We start from the raw sequence: 15,959 nt of genomic DNA on the forward strand, positions 1-15,959 counted from the left end.
TTTCCTTCGTCTTTTTTGTTACTTATAGTTTTATAATAAATTATATAGAATGTGAACTTCGTGGAACATCTCATAAATATTACTATAATTGAGATTTAATCATACAATTTCGTTCATTTACGCAAATATTACTACTTAAATTTGAATATCGAGAATCTTGGGTAAAATCCCGTAAATTTTCCCTTACAGACGACTTCATTGGGCTAAGTCGATCTGAAATTCATCTTCATAAGTCTGAGAATTTCCGAATAATGTAATTCTATGTGAACTTTGTTACATTCTGAGCCCGAGAAAAGTTGGGTAACACCAGGTCACCGTTGAAAACATGAGAGTTGGGCGTGCCTTGGCGGAATACAAAGCAACAGGCGAAAAAAAACGCGGCTACCGTTTCCGGTGCCGCGTTTCAGCGAAGGAGAAAAGCAGGTCAGCGATCGATTGTGATCAAGCTGACTTCGACGGCAGAGCCGATTTGCTCGGGCGGGGCCGTACCGTCAGGTACAGCGCACGGCCAATACCAACCAGCAGGGGACGAAAGAACAGGGCGATTCCGCCGAACAGGGCGAGATAGATGGTCATGCTGAACAACAGGCTGTAAGGCACCGCGCTGGCGGTTTGAACTAGGGTGGCGGTGGAAAACATGATGTACTCGTTCTGTAATTGTGGATAACTCTAGTGCATCGCAACATATAAATCTAATTCCCATCGCTGATGGCACTTATACTGTTTGTGAATGAGTTGAGGTACACTTGTATTCACGACAGTTTTATCCTGAATTCCATGAGCTTTCTGACGCTTGACCTGAATTTGCTGCGCGTGTTCGATGCCGTCATGACCGAGCAAAACCTGACCCGCGCTGCCGGCCACCTGGCCATGACCCAGCCTGCTGTCTCGAATGCCATCAAGCGACTGCGCGAAAGCCTGGGCGACGAACTCCTGATCCGCACCGCTTACGGCGTCAAGCCGACGCCGCGCGCCGAAGCGCTGTGGCCGGCCGTGCGCCAGGCACTGGCAGCCCTCGAAGCAGCCGTGATGCCGGAAACGTTCGATGTCTCCAAGGCACAGGCAACGTTCCGGATGGCGATGGCCGACGCGACCGCTGCCCTGTGGCTGCCGTCGCTGATGCGCTCGATCGAAGGCGAAGCGCCGGGCGTGAACATCCGCATGGTGCCGCTGACCACGCGCGAACCGCGGCCGATGCTGCTGCGCGGCGATATCGACCTGGCGGTGGGCTTCTTTCCAGGGGTGGCGGCGCAGTTGTCGTACGAAACGGGCTCGCCGATTCGCCACGAGCGCCTATATTCGGGCGTGTACGTGTGCGTCATGCGCAAGGATCACCCGCTGGCCAAGGAAAAGCTCGATCTCGACACCTATTGCAAGGCGAACCACCTGCTGGTGAGCTTCTCGGGCCGCGCCCACGGGCTGGTAGACGAAGCACTGGGCCAGATGGGCCGCGAACGGCGCATCCTGCTGACGGTGAACCAGTTCTTCACGGCTGGCCGGGTGGTGGCCAACTCGGACCTGATCACGGTGCTGCCGAAGCACTTGCTGGTCTCAACCGGCATGGCCGATGTCCTGATCTGGAAAGAATTGCCACTCCAGCTGCCGGCCGTCCACCTGGACATGCTGTGGCACGAGCGCGACGGCCGCAGCCCGGCGCACCGCTGGCTGCGCAAGAACCTCGAAGGCATGGCCGAAAGCGCTTCTAAAGGCGGCGTGCGCAAGGTCGTCTGATACGTTGTCACCAAGGATGGCGCAGCCGCGTCATCCCTTCTCACCTGTACGCCGACCTCCTTGCCTGGTGGCTCTGCCTACCATGCAATTCCCAAATCCATTCTGCGCGAGATCCGTCACCGGGTTTGCGCTAGCGCATCCTGAACGATTCATCACGTTCCAGAATGGTCATGCGCCGTGCATACCGCATACGCACCTACATGGAGATAGGGAGATGACAATGCGCCATTTATCAACGGGCCAATTCGGTGTGTCTGGGATCACTCTGCTGCTCATGCTTGCGGCTTCAGGCCGCGCTACAGCCGCTGCCGAGGATGACGCCACTGATGCCGGGCGCAGTGGTGGTGACATCTACAGCATCGTCAATCTCGCCGCGCCAACGAGTTATAACGGCTTTGTCAATGCACGTGGGCAGGCGGCGTTCGAGTACCCGGGGCCGGATGGCCGCACGCAGGTGGCGTTTTTCAATGGCGATCGCATTGTCGATATCAGTCCTCCAGGCAATGACCGTACGTTTGTCGGCGGTCTGAACGAACAAGGTGAGGTGATTTTCAACGCACGTTTCCTTGACGCGCAGAGTCCCGGTGGCCTGCGTTACCAGCCGCTGCGCTGGTCGGCCGCGCGAGGCCGGGTCGTATTACCGTCGCTCAATGTGAGCGAATACGCCTCCCTGGACGCTATCAACAAACATGGCCAGATCGCGGGTCTGTCTGCCACGTCCAGCGACAACAGCAGCGTGCGTGCAGTGCGCTGGACGTCGGCAAATCGCCTGTCATCACTGCCCGGCGTCACGGGCTTCGTTCCAGGCGCTGCCTACGGCATCAACGATCTCGATGCCGTCATCGGCTCGGGCAGTGCTGTCAATGGCGGCACGACCACGCTGGTCTGGAACGCAGACGGCCGTCCCACGAATCTGGGAACATTCGGCGCGCGCAGTGCGTATGGTATCCGCATCAATAATCAGGGCGACATTCTCGGATGGCGCATCGTCGACGCTGCAACCCGGGGGTTCTTCCTGTCGAGTCCCGGAAAGCCCGCAGTCAGCATCAATGCCGCCTATCCCACGACACTCAATGAAGCGGGCGAGGTCATCGGCGCCGTGCGGGGTCCGACCACGAGCGAGTTTCGCGCTTTCCGGTACTCGCGTGCGCGCGGTTTTCTCAGCCTGCACCCGGCGGGCATGTTCACGTCCGAGGCCAACGCACTGAACGATGATGGCGTGAGCGTGGGCCTGGTCCGCTCCGGCATGCTTGACGAAGGCCGCGCCTATCGCTGGTCGCGCACGGGCGTGGCGACCGATCTCAATCTGCGCCTGCAGAACTCGCCAACTGGGTTGGTGCTCACCGAAGGACTTGGTATTGCAGCCAACGGCGACATCCTGGCCCAATCCAACGCCGGCCTGGTGTTTCTGTGTCGTGGTGGCGGCGGTACCGATGCGCCGGTGCTGGGTCCGATACAAATCCCGGCGCTGCGCGCGAACGAGCTTGCCAGGCTCACGCTGTCATTTCGCGACCGCAATGCAAGCGATACCCACACCGCCACCATCGACTGGGGCGATGGCAGCGGGCCGCTGCCGGCGGCCGTACGCGGGCGTAATGGCACCGGCACAGTGCTGGCTGAGCACAAATTTGGCGTTGCAGGGGATTATCGCGTGACCGTGGTCGTCACCGATTCGGCGCGCAGGCGTACGACGATGTCTGCGTCCGTCCGGGTCGGCTTCACCGACGGCGCGCAACTGGTCGGCGAAGGGATGCTCCAGTCGGCCGTGGTCCCCGGTAGTAGTGTCTATTCGCCTGCTGCCAGAACAGCCTTCCGGCTGGCAGCGCCACTCACTCTCACGACAGCTGGTGGCACACCGTTCGTGTTTCGTCTGCTGGGCAGCACGTCATTCAAAGGCGAGACGCTGGATCGGATCACGCTCGACGGCAACCGGGTCAAGCTGGAAGGCACGGGGCAACTGGACAATCGCCCGGGCTACCGCTTCGTGATCGATGCGGTCGCGGGGGAGGGCGACGCGCTGGCCAGCGCCAGCAGGATGGCAGTGCGCATCGAAGAAGCGGATGGCGTGGGCGCGATGCGCAAAGTCATGTTTGAAGCAGGGCGCGACGGCGCTACGCCGCAGGATCTCACTCAGGCCGCCAGTCAGGCCGTTAGTCAGGCCGCCAGTCAGGCCGCCAGCCAGGCCGCGCAAGCGCTACCTGCCGCCCTTTTATACCGCGGCGCACTACGCCTGATCGGCCAGACCAGCAAGACCGGCTATGCCGGCCAAGCTGGGCAGCCATAACTCAGCGAATCGGCAGCTTGGTGGAGTTTTTCACTTCTTCCATCACCGCATAGGTGTGCGTCTCGCGCACACCTTTCTGCAGCAGCGTCTTGCCCAGAAATTCGCGGTAAGCGGCCATGTCTTTCACGCGCGCCTTGACCAGGTAGTCGAAGCCGCCCGCCACCATATGGCACTCAAGCACTTCGGGAATCATCTGCACACTCTGCTTGAAGGCATCGAACACTTCAGGCGTGGTGCGGTCGAGCACGACTTCGATGAAGACCAGCAGCGAAACGTCCAGCAACTGCGGATTGAGCTGGGCGGTGTAGCCCATGATGTAACCTGATTCGTGCAGCTTGCGCACACGTTCGAGACAGGCAGCCGGCGACAAGTTGACGCGCGCCGCCAGTTCGACGTTGCTGATGCGGCCGTCGTTCTGCAATTCGGCCAGAATCTTTTTGCTAATCTTGTCCAGCATGCTACATCTCCTTGTAAATTTTATTTGGTCAGATTGTCGCATCAAAAACTATCTATTGCCAGTATCGGTTAAATCCAGAATAAATCCAGAAGAAATCCTTCTACAATCGAATCATTTCCACCAAGTTCCGATCTGCGCCGGCTGTTGCTTACAGCACGGCGCTTTTGCTGTGCGGTGGCCCTCGTTTGTATTTTTCTTTTGACTAGATAGCCATGCAGATTGCTGCTCACCCGGCCTCCATTTTCGTTCCGTTCGACGCTCTTCACGCTGAAATCAAGCGCGACCAGACTCCCCTGCGCGCTGCCATCACGGCCGCCTACCGCCGCGATGAAACCGAGGCAGTGCAGTGGCTGCTGGCCCAGGGTTCCGGCGCCAGCCACGACGCCCAGGCGCTGGCGCACCGTCTGGTCGCCGCCGTGCGTGAAAAACGCACCCGCTCGTCGGGCGTGGACGCCCTGATGCATGAATTCTCGCTGTCGTCCGAAGAAGGCGTGGCATTGATGTGCCTGGCCGAAGCACTGCTGCGCATTCCGGACAGCGAAACGGCCGACCGCCTCATCGCCGACAAGATCAGCAAGGGGGACTGGCGCAAGCATCTGGGCGAATCCCCGTCGCTGTTCGTCAATGCGGCCACCTGGGGCCTGCTCATCACCGGCAAGCTCGTGTCGACCAATAGCGAACAAGGCCTGGGCTCGGCGCTCACGCGCATGATCGCAAAGGGCGGCGAACCGCTGATCCGCAAGGGCGTCGACATGGCGATGCGCATGCTGGGCAACCAGTTCGTCACCGGTCAGACGATCGACGAGGCACTGAAAAACAGCCGCGAGAACGAAACGCGCGGCTACCGCTATTCGTACGACATGCTGGGCGAAGCGGCGCTGACCGAACTCGATGCGCAACATTACTACGCGTCATACGAGCAGGCGATCCATGCGATCGGCAAGGCCTCGAATGGCCGCGGCATCAAGGATGGCCCGGGCATCTCGATCAAGCTCTCGGCGCTGCACCCGCGCTACAGCCGCGCGCAGTCGGCGCGCGTGATGGACGAACTGCTGCCGCGCGTGCGCAGCCTCGTACTACTGGCCAAGCGCTATGACATCGGCATCAATATCGACGCCGAAGAAGCCGATCGCCTCGAGATCTCGCTCGACATGCTCGAGGTGCTGGCGTTCGACCCTGAGCTGGCCGGCTTCGAAGGCATTGGCCTGGTGGTGCAGGCCTACCAGAAGCGCTGCCCGTATGTGATCGATTATGTAATCGACCTGGCCAAGCGCAGCGGCCGCAAGTTCATGGTGCGGCTGGTCAAGGGCGCTTATTGGGACGCCGAAATCAAGCGCGCCCAGGTGGACGGCATGCCCGGCTATCCGGTCTATACGCGCAAGGTGCACACCGATGTGTCTTACCTGATCTGCGCGCGCAAGCTGCTCGGTGCGTCCGACATCCTGTACCCGCAGTTCGCCACCCACAATGCGCATACGCTGTCCGTCATCTATACGTGGGCGCGCCTGGGCAATATCAGCAACTACGAATTTCAGTGCCTGCACGGGATGGGCGAGACGCTGTACGACCAGGTCGTGGGCAGCAAGAACCTCGATAAACCCTGCCGTATTTACGCGCCGGTCGGTTCTCATGAAACGCTGCTGGCCTACCTCGTGCGCCGCCTGCTGGAAAACGGCGCCAACTCGTCGTTCGTGAACCAGATCGTCGACGAGAGCGTCGCCATCAACACCCTGATCACCGATCCGTTCGAGGTCGCCCGCGCCAGCGGCGGCAAGCCGCATCCGGCAATCGCGCTGCCGGTGGACATGTTTGGTACTGAGCGCAAGAACTCCGCCGGCATGGACCTGGTCAACGAAGACATTCTGGGCGTGCTGGCGGGTGGCCTGTCGCAACAGCGCCGGCACGTCGCCGCGCCCCTGACCGCAGCAAAGGTCGACGCCGGCGCGATTGATGCCGGAGCATTCGCCAACGTGGTCAACCCGGCCCAGTCGGCCGATATCGTCGGCCTGGTGCAGGAAGCCTCGCGCGCCGATGTCGATGCCGCACTGGCAGCGGCCAGTGCCTTTGCCGGCGAGTGGGCCGCCACCAGCACGACCGAGCGCGCCGCGATCCTGGAACGCACCGCCGACCTGTTCGAGCACCATGGCGTCGAGCTGATGGCCCTGGCCGTGCGCGAAGCGGGCAAATCGCTGCCAAATGCGATTGCCGAACTGCGCGAAGCGGTCGACTTCCTGCGCTATTACGCGGTGCAGATCCGCGCTGTAACTGGAGTCCAGGCAAACGTCCAGGCACTGGGCCCGGTCAGCTGCATCAGCCCGTGGAACTTCCCGCTGGCGATCTTCACGGGGCAGGTCGCGGCGGCACTGGCTGCCGGCAACGTGGTGCTGGCCAAGCCGGCCGAGCAAACGCCGCTGATCGCTCACCGCGCGGTGGAGTTGTTCCTCGAGGCCGGCACGCCGCGCGCTGCGCTGCAACTGCTGCCGGGCCGCGGCGAAGTCGTCGGCGCCGCGCTGACGGCCGACAGCCGCATCAAGGGTGTGATCTTCACCGGCTCGACCGAAGTTGCGCAGCTGATCAACCGCACGCTGGCCAAACGCGCCGAACAGGAAGGCATCGACATTCCGCTGGTGGCCGAAACCGGTGGCCAGAATGCCTTGATCGTCGATTCGTCGGCGCTGCCCGAACAGGTCGTGGGCGACGTGTTGAGTTCGGCCTTCGATTCGGCTGGCCAGCGCTGTTCGGCGCTGCGCGTGCTGTTCCTGCAGGAAGACATCGCCGACAAGACCATCAAGATGCTCAAGGGCGCGATGCAGGAACTGCGCGTGGGCAGCCCGGATCGCCTGGCCACCGATATCGGTCCGGTCATCGATGCAGAAGCGCAGCGCAACCTGCTGGCGCACATCGAACGCACGAAGGCCACGGCGCGCAGTCACTTTGCGCTCGAGCTGCCGACTTCCGTCACCAGCTGCGGCACCTTCGTTCCGCCGACGGTGCTCGAGATCGCGTCGCTGTCGGAACTCAAGCAAGAGGTGTTTGGCCCGGTCTTGCACATCGTGCGCTACCGCCGCGCCGATCTGCCGAAGGTGATCGCGTCGATCAATGCCACGGGCTTTGGCCTGACGCTAGGCGTGCACTCGCGCATCGATGAAACGATCGACTACATCGTCAACCATGCGCACGTCGGCAATATCTACGTGAACCGCAATATCGTTGGCGCGGTCGTCGGCGTGCAGCCGTTCGGTGGCGAAGGCAAATCCGGTACTGGTCCGAAAGCTGGTGGGCCGTTGTACATCAAGCGTCTGCAGCGCAGCGCGGCGCCATTGATGGACCATGTCCGTCAGGCTGACGTTGCGCTGGAAGCGCTGATCGGCTGGCTGCGCACGAACGGCCAGCAACCCGTGGTGGCACTGGCCGAAGGCTATGCGCGCACGTCGTTGAATGGCGTGGCAATCGACTTGCCGGGGCCGACCGGCGAGCGCAATCGCCTGTCGTTCACGCCGCGCGGTGTCGTGCTGTGCGCATCGGGCACGCCGGCAGGCCTGCTCAATCAAGTGGCAGCCGCGCTGGCCACTGGCAACCGCGCACTGGTGCTGACCATGTCGCCAGAGGCGATCCCGGCCAACCTGCCGCAGGCGGTCAAGGAGCGCGTGCGCTTCATCGGCAAGGACGAAGTCGATGGGGGCGAATTTGCGATCGCCTTGGTCGAATCGGGCCTGACCGGCTCTCTGCGCACGCAGCTGGCTGCGCGCAGCGGCGCCATCGTCGGGGTGGTCGATACCGAACCACTGGCAGCGGTCGATCTGTGGCGGCTGGTGGCCGAACGCGCCGTCTGCGTCAATACGACGGCGGCTGGCGGTAATGCCAGCCTGATGACGCTGGGCCTGTAATTCACACCACATCGGCGACTTCGGTCGCCGATGTGCTTTCTAACCCGCATTCACGTCAGGAGCAGTAACGGCAGTTGCAGGAACCACACCAACAACAAGGAGACTCACCATGCTTGTAGGCGTTCCAACCGAAATCAAGAACAACGAATACCGCGTCGGCCTCACGCCGGCGTCGGTGCATGAACTGGTGGTGCAAGGCCACCAGGTGCTCGTCCAGCAGGGCGCCGGTAGCGAGATCGGCTTGCCCGATACGCAGTACGTCGCGGCCGGCGCCAGCATCGTGGCCAGCGCGCAAGAGGTGTTTGCGCAGGCCGCCATGATCGTCAAGGTCAAGGAGCCCCAGGCGGCTGAATGCGCGATGCTGCGCGAAGACCAGATACTCTTCACTTACCTGCACCTGGCGCCCGATCCCGATCAAACGGCGGCGCTGGTGCGGTCAAGAGCCATCTGCATCGCCTATGAAACTGTCACCGGGCCTGGCGGCGGCTTGCCGCTGCTCGCGCCGATGAGCGAAGTGGCAGGGCGCATGTCGATCCAGGCAGGCGCTGCGCACCTGGAGAAATCCAGGGGCGGCATGGGCCTGCTGCTGGGCGGTGTACCGGGCGTGGCCGCGGGCCACGTCGTCATCATCGGCGCCGGCGTGGTGGGCGCCAATGCCCTGCAGATGGCGGTGGGCACGGGCGCACGGGTGACGGTGCTCGACAAGAACCTCGATCGCCTGCGCCAGCTCGATCTGGTCTATGGCAACCGCATCGTCACGCTGCATTCCAACGCGCAGGCGCTCGAAGAAGCCGTGCTCTCGGCGGATCTGGTCATCGGCGGGGTACTGGTGCCGGGCGCCGCAGCGCCGAAACTCGTCACGCGCAGCATGGTGTCACGCATGAAGAGGGGCGCGGTCATCGTCGACGTGGCGATTGACCAGGGCGGCTGCTTTGAAACGTCCCACGCCACCACCCACGCCGATCCGACCTTCGTCATCGACGGCGTCGTGCATTACTGCGTTGCGAACATGCCTGGCGCAGTCGCCCGCACATCCACTTTTGCGCTGAACAACGCCACGATCGGCCACGTGCTGGCGCTGGCCGGCAAGGGCTGGCGGCGCGCGCTGGGCGATGATCCCCATCTGCGTCATGGCCTTAACGTCTGCCAGGGCAAGGTCACGTTCGAGGCCGTGGCGCACGCACTGGGCTACGACTACATGCCGGCCGAGTCGCTGCTGGACTAGAGCGGCGCTGCCGCCAGATCCCGGCACAGGCGCCGGGTGATGTGAAATGCGTACTGCGCGGCGACCGTCTTCACGAAGCCCATGAAGTCGTGCGCCGCGTGTTCGTTGGCGTTGTCCGAAATCGCGCGGATGACGGCAAACGGCACGTGCAGTTCGTGACACACCTGCGCCACCGCAGCGCCTTCCATCTCCACCGCCACCAGGCCCGGCAGCGCGGCATTCATCGCATCGATTTTCGCGGCGTCCTGCACGAACTGGTCGCCGCTGGCAATCAGGCCGCGGTGCACGCGCGGCTGTCTCAGGCCGAATTGTTCACGGTCTGCCTGCGCGATCGCATGTGTCAGTTCCTCGTCCAGGAATGCATGCGCGGCACTGGACACCCGCAGCGACAGCCGGGCGTCTGGCTGAAAATGCGTTTGCCCCGTCAATGGCACCTCGAAACGCGGAAACAGGGGACTGGCATCCATGTCGTGCTGAACGAGCGATTCAGCCACGACGATGTCCCCAACCCGGATCGACGCGTCGCCTGCACCGGCCACGCCCGTGAACAGGATGTGGGTAACTCCGAACTTCTCCACAAGCGTTGTCGCTGTCATGGCAGCAGCAACCTTCCCAATTCGCGACAGGACGCAGACAGCATCGATTTCCCACAGCTGTCCGAGAAAGTACTCACGCTTGCCGTGGATGAGCGTAGAGGGCCCTTGCAAGGCTTCCACGAGCCCTGCCTGTTCTTCGTGCAACGCGCTGATGATGCCTAAACGCATTTCTTTTGCTGGGCCGTTGTGCATAAGCGCCGGATTGTACACAGCATTGTCAGGCGTTGGAGACAAATTTGCTGGCCTGTTTTTTCATTCTGGAAAACGCTTTTTTTTGGCTGCGCTGTTGTTTGCTTATTTAATTAAGAGAGTTGTATACAAAATAGTAGTAGTAAGTAAACGCACGATTTTCTGTGGATAAGGTTCGTTTACTCAACAGAATCAGCGCGTTAAGTCCTGTTTTTTACGCGGGACAACACATGCGCGAGTTACGCATGGATCGTGGACAACAATTTGGCCGTTGCCAAAAGCCGGGGTTCTGCACAGTTGATGCTGTGGATATGCAGGCGCTTGTCCACAGGACGTTGGCGCCTGGGAGCTGGTTGTCAGTGATCGATGCTGGTTGGCAATTTCGAATTGCTGCCGTTTTTTGTGCCTGCGTTCTTTTTTTTTTGAAAAACGCTTTTAGAACGGTGCTCAGCCGAGTTTCAGGCCGAGGATGTCCAGCGCGCGAGTTATCCAGTTTGTTTACTTAAAAGCTTGTATACAAAATAGTAGTAATAGTAAACGCGGCCGATTGTGTGGATAAGCCTGGATTTTTCCACAACTTCAACGGTTTACGCGGTTTGAAACTGGCTGGAGAACCCTGGTGCTGACGGTGCAGCGATGGTGAACAGATTTGCCGACGGTTGAAAAAAACGCGCTTTTGCACATTCCATCCTGTGGATATGCATTGGGTTCTCCACAGATCTGAAAGCCTGCTTGCAATGACCGCGTTGTTGGGATCTGCCACGGACAAAATTTTTTTTTGAAACAGGCATCTCAGGTTTACAACCAATAACTGTATACAACATTGATAGTAATAAGTAAGGGTGGCCACTTTCTGTGGACAACCCGGTTAACGAGAACAAAATCATCGACTTACCGCGCGCATAAGCCAGTGCACTAGTACCCCGGCTTCCTGGTGGCAAATCTGGACAAGATTTTTGCTTGTGTACAAAAGCGGAGTTCTGCACAAACCGTACCTGTGGATATCCATTTGCTTATCCACAGGTGGGGTCTGGACAGGCGTTTACGTTCTGGTAAGCTGTGTTTCATCGAGTCAGCGCCAAGGGGAGCCGCATGGAATTCGAGTCGCATTACGCCACGGTCAATGGCTTGAACATGCACTACGTGACAGCCGGCGAAGGCCCGCCGGTGATCCTGCTCCATGGTTTTCCTGACACGCATCAGGTCTGGCGGCGTCAGATTCCGGATCTCGCTGCGGCGGGTCTGCGTGTGATTGCGCCCGACCTGCGTGGATACGGCAAGACCGATATGCCGCGAGACGTCGGTGCGTATGCCGTGTCATTTCTGGCCGATGATGTATTACGACTGATGGACGCGCTCGGTATCGACAAGGCTGTCGTGGTCGGTCATGACTGGGGCGCGTTGATCGGCTGGCACCTGGCCATGCATGCGCCGGAACGCATCGTGCGTTATGCCGCTCTGTCGGTCGGCCATCCCAAGGCAATTTCTTCTTCAAGCCTCGGTCAGAAACTGCGGTTCTGGTACATGCTTGTTTTCAAAACGCCCGTCGTCGCGGAGGCATTGCTGAAAGCAGGGGATTGGGCCGCGTTGCGAAAAATGATTCGTAGTCGCGAACAGCAAGAAATCTGGATTGCGGCGCTCGCACCCGAAGGTCGCCTGACGGCAGCGCTGAATTATTATCGCGCCAATTTCAAGCCATCATCCGCGCGGGCCTGGCTGCCAGTCAACGTACCGGTGATGGGTGTCTGGAGCGAGCATGATCCAGCATTGGGCGAACAACAGATGCTCGATTCGCGCGAGCAATGTCGTGCAGGTTTTCGCTATGAACGTATCGATGGTGTCGGCCATTGGTTGCAGCTCTCGGGCGCGGATCGCCTGAACGCATTGTTGCTCGACTTCATAAGGTCGCCGATCGCTTGACCGCCAGGTGAGTACGTACGGCATGCCGTAGAATTGCGGCTTCAGCACTCCTCCCGAATCCTTTCCATGATTGATGTTGTTTGGCTCGGCGGCGCCGCGTTCGCCGCCGGCCTGGTCGATGCCGTTGTCGGCGGCGGCGGCCTGGTCCAGCTTCCCGCGATGTTCTCTCTGTTGCCGAAAGAAGCGCCGGCAACCATCCTCGGCACCAATAAGCTTGCAGCGATTTTCGGCACCAGTTCGGCCGCCGTGGATTACGCGCGGCGTGTGCGGGTAGCGTGGAGTACCGCCGCACCGGCAGCTGCCGCCGCATTTCTCCTGTCGTTCGCTGGCGCCTGGACGGTAACGCGCGTGCCCGCCGATTTCGTCCGCGCCTTATTGCCCATCATCCTTGTTGCGGTCGCGGTCTATACCTTCATGAAGAAAGACCTGGGGTCCGTGCACGCACCGGTGCACAGCGGTTTGGCCGAACGGTATTGGGCGATCGGGATTGGCGCGGCGATCGGATTCTACGATGGGTTCTTTGGTCCCGGTACCGGCAGTTTTTTGATCTTCCTGTTCGTGCGCTTTTTCGGCTTTGATTTTCTGAGTGCTTCGGCCGCGGCAAAGATCGTGAACGTTGCGTGCAATTTCTCGGCGCTGATGTGGTTTGGTTACAGCGGCCATATTCTGTGGCAACTTGGACTGATGATGGCAGGTTGCCAAATCGTGGGTTCGCTGACTGGCACGCGTCTCGCAATGAGGTATGGCAGCGGCTTCGTGCGCAAGGTCTTCCTGTTTGTCGTCAGCGCCTTGATTGTCAAGACTGCCTACGATTCCTTCACAAAGTTGGGTTGGTAGTCGCCATTGTTCCACGTGAAACATCGCGAAGCCGGGTCAGCCCGGCTTTGTCAGTTGCGACGTTCCACGTGAAACAATTGCGATGTCCAACTTGTTCGACGTTCCACGTGAAACAAAATTCGTCGTTTTCTGGCGGTCGAAGAATCAGTCAGCACAAAAGAATCTATAATCGCGCATTAGTCTCCTCGCCTCACATCCCATCATGCTATTTCCAACTGAATTCGACGTCATCGTCGTCGGCGGCGGCCATGCCGGTACCGAAGCTGCACTCGCGTCTGCACGCACAGGTCAAAAGACCCTTTTGCTGACTCACAATATTGAAACCTTGGGCGCCATGTCCTGCAATCCGTCGATCGGCGGCATCGGCAAAGGACACCTGGTCAAGGAAGTCGATGCCCTCGGCGGCGCCATGGCCATTGCCACCGATGAGGCAGGCATCCAGTTCAGGATCCTGAATTCATCGAAGGGACCGGCGGTACGCGCCACCCGCGCGCAAGCCGACCGCGTCCTGTACAAGGCAGCGATCCGCTCGCGCCTGGAAAACCAGCCGAACCTGTGGCTGTTCCAGCAGGCAGTCGAAGACCTGATCGTTGAAGGTGATCGGGTGGTCGGCGCCGTGACCCAAGTGGGTCTGAGCTTCCGTGCACGCGCAGTCGTACTCACGGCCGGTACTTTCCTGGACGGGAAAATCCACGTTGGCCTGCAAAATTATGCTGGCGGCCGCGCGGGCGATCCACCGGCGACGTCGTTGTCGGCACGCCTGAAGGAACTGAAGCTGCCGCAGGGCCGCCTGAAAACCGGCACACCGCCCCGCATCGATGGCCGCAGTATCGACTTCTCGCTGCTGACCGAGCAGCCTGGTGACCTCGACCCGGTGCCCGTTTTCTCTTACATGGGCAATGTCGCGATGCATCCGAAGCAGGTGCCATGCTGGGTCACACACACCAATGAACGCACGCACGACATCATCCGGGCCGGGCTGGACCGCAGCCCGATGTACACGGGCGTGATCGAAGGTGTCGGTCCGCGTTACTGCCCATCGATCGAAGACAAGATCCATCGCTTCGCCAGCAAGGAATCACACCAGATCTTCCTCGAGCCGGAGGGCTTGACGACCAACGAGTTCTATCCGAACGGTATCTCGACCAGCCTGCCATTCGACGTGCAACTGGCCCTGGTGCGCTCGATGCGCGGCATGGAAAACGCATTCATCATGCGGCCCGGCTATGCGATCGAATACGATTACTTCGATCCGCGCGGCTTGAAAGCGTCGCTGGAAACCAAGTCGATCAAGGGTCTGTTCTTCGCCGGCCAGATCAACGGCACCACCGGTTACGAAGAAGCGGCGGCCCAGGGTTTGCTGGCCGGCTTGAACGCCGCGCTGCAAACGCAGGGCAAGGATGCCTGGACGCCGGGTCGCTCGGAAGCGTACCTCGGCGTGCTGGTCGACGACCTGACGACGCAGGGTGTGGCCGAGCCATACCGCATGTTCACCAGCCGCGCCGAATATCGCCTGTCGCTGCGTGAAGACAATGCCGACATGCGCCTGACCGAAATCGGTCGTGGCCTGGGTCTGGTTGACGACGCACGCTGGGCGGCATTCGAGACCAAGCGCGAGTCCGTCGCGCGTGAACTGGAACGCCTGCGCTCGGTGTGGGTCAACCCGCGCATCCTGGCCGCGGCCGAGTCGGAACGCATCGTCGGCCAGCCGCTCGAGCGCGAATACAATCTGGCCGACCTGCTGCGCAGACCGGGCGTGAACTACGACACCTTGATGACGATGAGTGGTCTCGAAGGGCAGAGCCTGGCCGGTCCGGGTGTTGAGGATCCCGCCGTCAAAGAGCAGGTCGAGATCCAGCTGAAGTACTCCGGCTACATCGATCGTCAGGCGCGCGAAGTCGAGCGTCATGATCACTACGAAAACATGAAGCTGCCCGAGAACCTGAACTACCTGGACATCGAAGCGCTGTCGTTCGAAGTGCGTCAGAAGCTCGACAAGCAGCGACCTGAAACCCTGGGCCAGGCCTCGCGTATTTCGGGCGTAACCCCGGCTGCGATTTCGCTGCTGCTGGTGACGCTGAAAAAACGGGGCGCCAATGGTTTCACTACGACTGCAGCGGAGGTGGCCGAATGAAACACAACTTCGACCACGATGCACTGGCAGCCGTACTGGACCAGGGTATCAAGGACATGACACTGGCCATCACGCCCGAGCAGCAGACCAAGCTGATGGGCTATCTCGCGCTGATGAACAAGTGGAACGCCGTCTACAACCTGACGTCGCTGCGCGATCCACAGCAGATGGTCACGCACCATCTGCTCGACTCACTGGCAGCGGTGCCAGCATTTGCCGATGCCCGCAATGTGCTGGACGTCGGGGCAGGGGGCGGATTGCCCGGCATCGTGCTTGCCATCGTGCGACCGGACATGAATGTGTCGATGATCGACACCGTGCACAAGAAAACCGCATTCCTGAACCAGGTGAAGGCAGAACTGAAGCTGACCAACGTCAGCGTGCACACGATGAAAGTGCAGGATCTGGTGGTGAGCGAACCATTCGACGTGATCACCTCGCGCGCGTTTGCCGACTTGTCCGACTTCGTCAACTGGTCGGGCCATCTGCTGGCCGAGGGCGGCAAATTCATCGCGTTGAAAGGCGTCGCGCCAAGCGAGGAACGCGAGCGCCTGCCACAGGACTGGAAGGTCGTGGATCTGCAACCGTTATGGGTGCCAAGACTGCAGGCAGAGCGACACTTGGTATTCATCGAGCGAGCTGCATAAAAGATACCAATAGTACATACTATATAAATCATACGAACTGTACTAACCGTAA

At 60.2% G+C, this 15,959-nt stretch carries 11 protein-coding genes; 8 read left to right on the top strand and 3 right to left on the bottom strand.

From position 1 onward, the window contains the following. Positions 1–441 precede the first annotated feature (441 nt). Positions 442–639: a hypothetical protein gene (locus NX775_RS16015; RefSeq protein WP_258836919.1), complete on the bottom strand. Its 198-nt coding sequence runs from the start codon at positions 637–639 to the stop codon at positions 442–444. 138 nt (positions 640–777) lie between these two features. On the opposite strand from NX775_RS16015, the gene NX775_RS16020 reads away from it, so the two are divergent. Both NX775_RS16020 and NX775_RS16025 read left to right on the top strand, forming a co-directional pair. Then, entirely contained in the window at positions 778–1,731 is a 954-nt protein-coding gene (locus NX775_RS16020; protein ID WP_183554886.1) for a LysR family transcriptional regulator, read from the top strand. Between the two features lie 274 nt (positions 1,732–2,005). Beyond that, positions 2,006–4,015, top strand: coding sequence for a PKD domain-containing protein (locus NX775_RS16025; protein WP_258836920.1), 2,010 nt, complete (start codon positions 2,006–2,008; stop codon positions 4,013–4,015). A gap of 1 nt (position 4,016) precedes the next feature. On the opposite strand, the gene NX775_RS16030 is transcribed toward NX775_RS16025, so the two are convergent. Further along, on the bottom strand, positions 4,017–4,472 hold the full coding sequence (locus NX775_RS16030) for an Lrp/AsnC ligand binding domain-containing protein (protein WP_183554882.1): 456 nt from the start codon (positions 4,470–4,472) through the stop codon (positions 4,017–4,019). Positions 4,473–4,684: 212 nt separating this feature from the next. Between NX775_RS16030 and putA the strand changes: the two genes are divergently transcribed. Further along, a complete protein-coding gene (gene putA / locus NX775_RS16035; RefSeq protein ID WP_258836921.1) occupies positions 4,685–8,359 on the top strand; it encodes a trifunctional transcriptional regulator/proline dehydrogenase/L-glutamate gamma-semialdehyde dehydrogenase in 3,675 nt (1,224 codons plus the stop codon). Positions 8,360–8,468: 109 nt separating this feature from the next. Beyond that, entirely contained in the window at positions 8,469–9,584 is a 1,116-nt protein-coding gene (gene ald / locus NX775_RS16040) for an alanine dehydrogenase (RefSeq protein ID WP_258836922.1), read from the top strand. Here ald and NX775_RS16045 read toward each other — a convergent pair. Beyond that, positions 9,581–10,372 carry a 5'-methylthioadenosine/adenosylhomocysteine nucleosidase gene (locus NX775_RS16045; protein WP_441295286.1) on the bottom strand — a complete coding sequence of 264 codons (792 nt, stop codon included), beginning with the start codon at positions 10,370–10,372 and terminating at the stop codon, positions 9,581–9,583. The two genes, ald and NX775_RS16045, sit on opposite strands and share 4 nt — an antisense overlap. 1,089 nt (positions 10,373–11,461) lie before the next feature. Between NX775_RS16045 and NX775_RS16050 the strand changes: the two genes are divergently transcribed. From NX775_RS16050 to rsmG, 4 genes are all read left to right on the top strand, one after another. After that, entirely contained in the window at positions 11,462–12,289 is an 828-nt protein-coding gene (locus tag NX775_RS16050; RefSeq protein WP_258836923.1) for an alpha/beta fold hydrolase, read from the top strand. A gap of 66 nt (positions 12,290–12,355) precedes the next feature. Further along, the gene (locus tag NX775_RS16055; protein ID WP_258836924.1) at positions 12,356–13,126 is read left to right on the top strand and encodes a sulfite exporter TauE/SafE family protein; all 771 of its coding nucleotides are present in this window, start codon (positions 12,356–12,358) and stop codon (positions 13,124–13,126) included. Positions 13,127–13,328: 202 nt separating this feature from the next. Continuing rightward, positions 13,329–15,260 (top strand): tRNA uridine-5-carboxymethylaminomethyl(34) synthesis enzyme MnmG, encoded by a 1,932-nt coding sequence (gene mnmG, locus NX775_RS16060; protein WP_258836925.1) that lies wholly within the window; start codon positions 13,329–13,331, stop codon positions 15,258–15,260. Then, entirely contained in the window at positions 15,257–15,907 is a 651-nt protein-coding gene (gene rsmG / locus NX775_RS16065) for a 16S rRNA (guanine(527)-N(7))-methyltransferase RsmG (RefSeq protein ID WP_258836926.1), read from the top strand. The genes mnmG and rsmG overlap by 4 nt, the downstream gene beginning before the upstream one ends. Positions 15,908–15,959: the final 52 nt, after the last annotated feature.

This window comes from Massilia aurea (assembly GCF_024753205.1).
Classification (GTDB): domain Bacteria; phylum Pseudomonadota; class Gammaproteobacteria; order Burkholderiales; family Burkholderiaceae_D; genus Telluria; species Telluria aurea.

Bases quoted from the DNA above. Each gene is read 5' to 3' on its own strand.
- NX775_RS16015 (WP_258836919.1), bottom strand. From the start codon at position 639: ATGTTTTCCACCGCCACCCTAGTTCAAACCGCCAGCGCGGTGCCTTAC.
- NX775_RS16020 (WP_183554886.1), top strand. From the start codon at position 778: ATGAGCTTTCTGACGCTTGACCTGAATTTGCTGCGCGTGTTCGATGCC.
- NX775_RS16025 (WP_258836920.1), top strand. From the start codon at position 2,006: ATGCTTGCGGCTTCAGGCCGCGCTACAGCCGCTGCCGAGGATGACGCC.
- NX775_RS16030 (WP_183554882.1), bottom strand. From the start codon at position 4,472: ATGCTGGACAAGATTAGCAAAAAGATTCTGGCCGAATTGCAGAACGAC.
- putA (WP_258836921.1), top strand. From the start codon at position 4,685: ATGCAGATTGCTGCTCACCCGGCCTCCATTTTCGTTCCGTTCGACGCT.
- ald (WP_258836922.1), top strand. From the start codon at position 8,469: ATGCTTGTAGGCGTTCCAACCGAAATCAAGAACAACGAATACCGCGTC.
- NX775_RS16045 (WP_441295286.1), bottom strand. From the start codon at position 10,372: ATGCACAACGGCCCAGCAAAAGAAATGCGTTTAGGCATCATCAGCGCG.
- NX775_RS16050 (WP_258836923.1), top strand. From the start codon at position 11,462: ATGGAATTCGAGTCGCATTACGCCACGGTCAATGGCTTGAACATGCAC.
- NX775_RS16055 (WP_258836924.1), top strand. From the start codon at position 12,356: ATGATTGATGTTGTTTGGCTCGGCGGCGCCGCGTTCGCCGCCGGCCTG.
- mnmG (WP_258836925.1), top strand. From the start codon at position 13,329: ATGCTATTTCCAACTGAATTCGACGTCATCGTCGTCGGCGGCGGCCAT.
- rsmG (WP_258836926.1), top strand. From the start codon at position 15,257: ATGAAACACAACTTCGACCACGATGCACTGGCAGCCGTACTGGACCAG.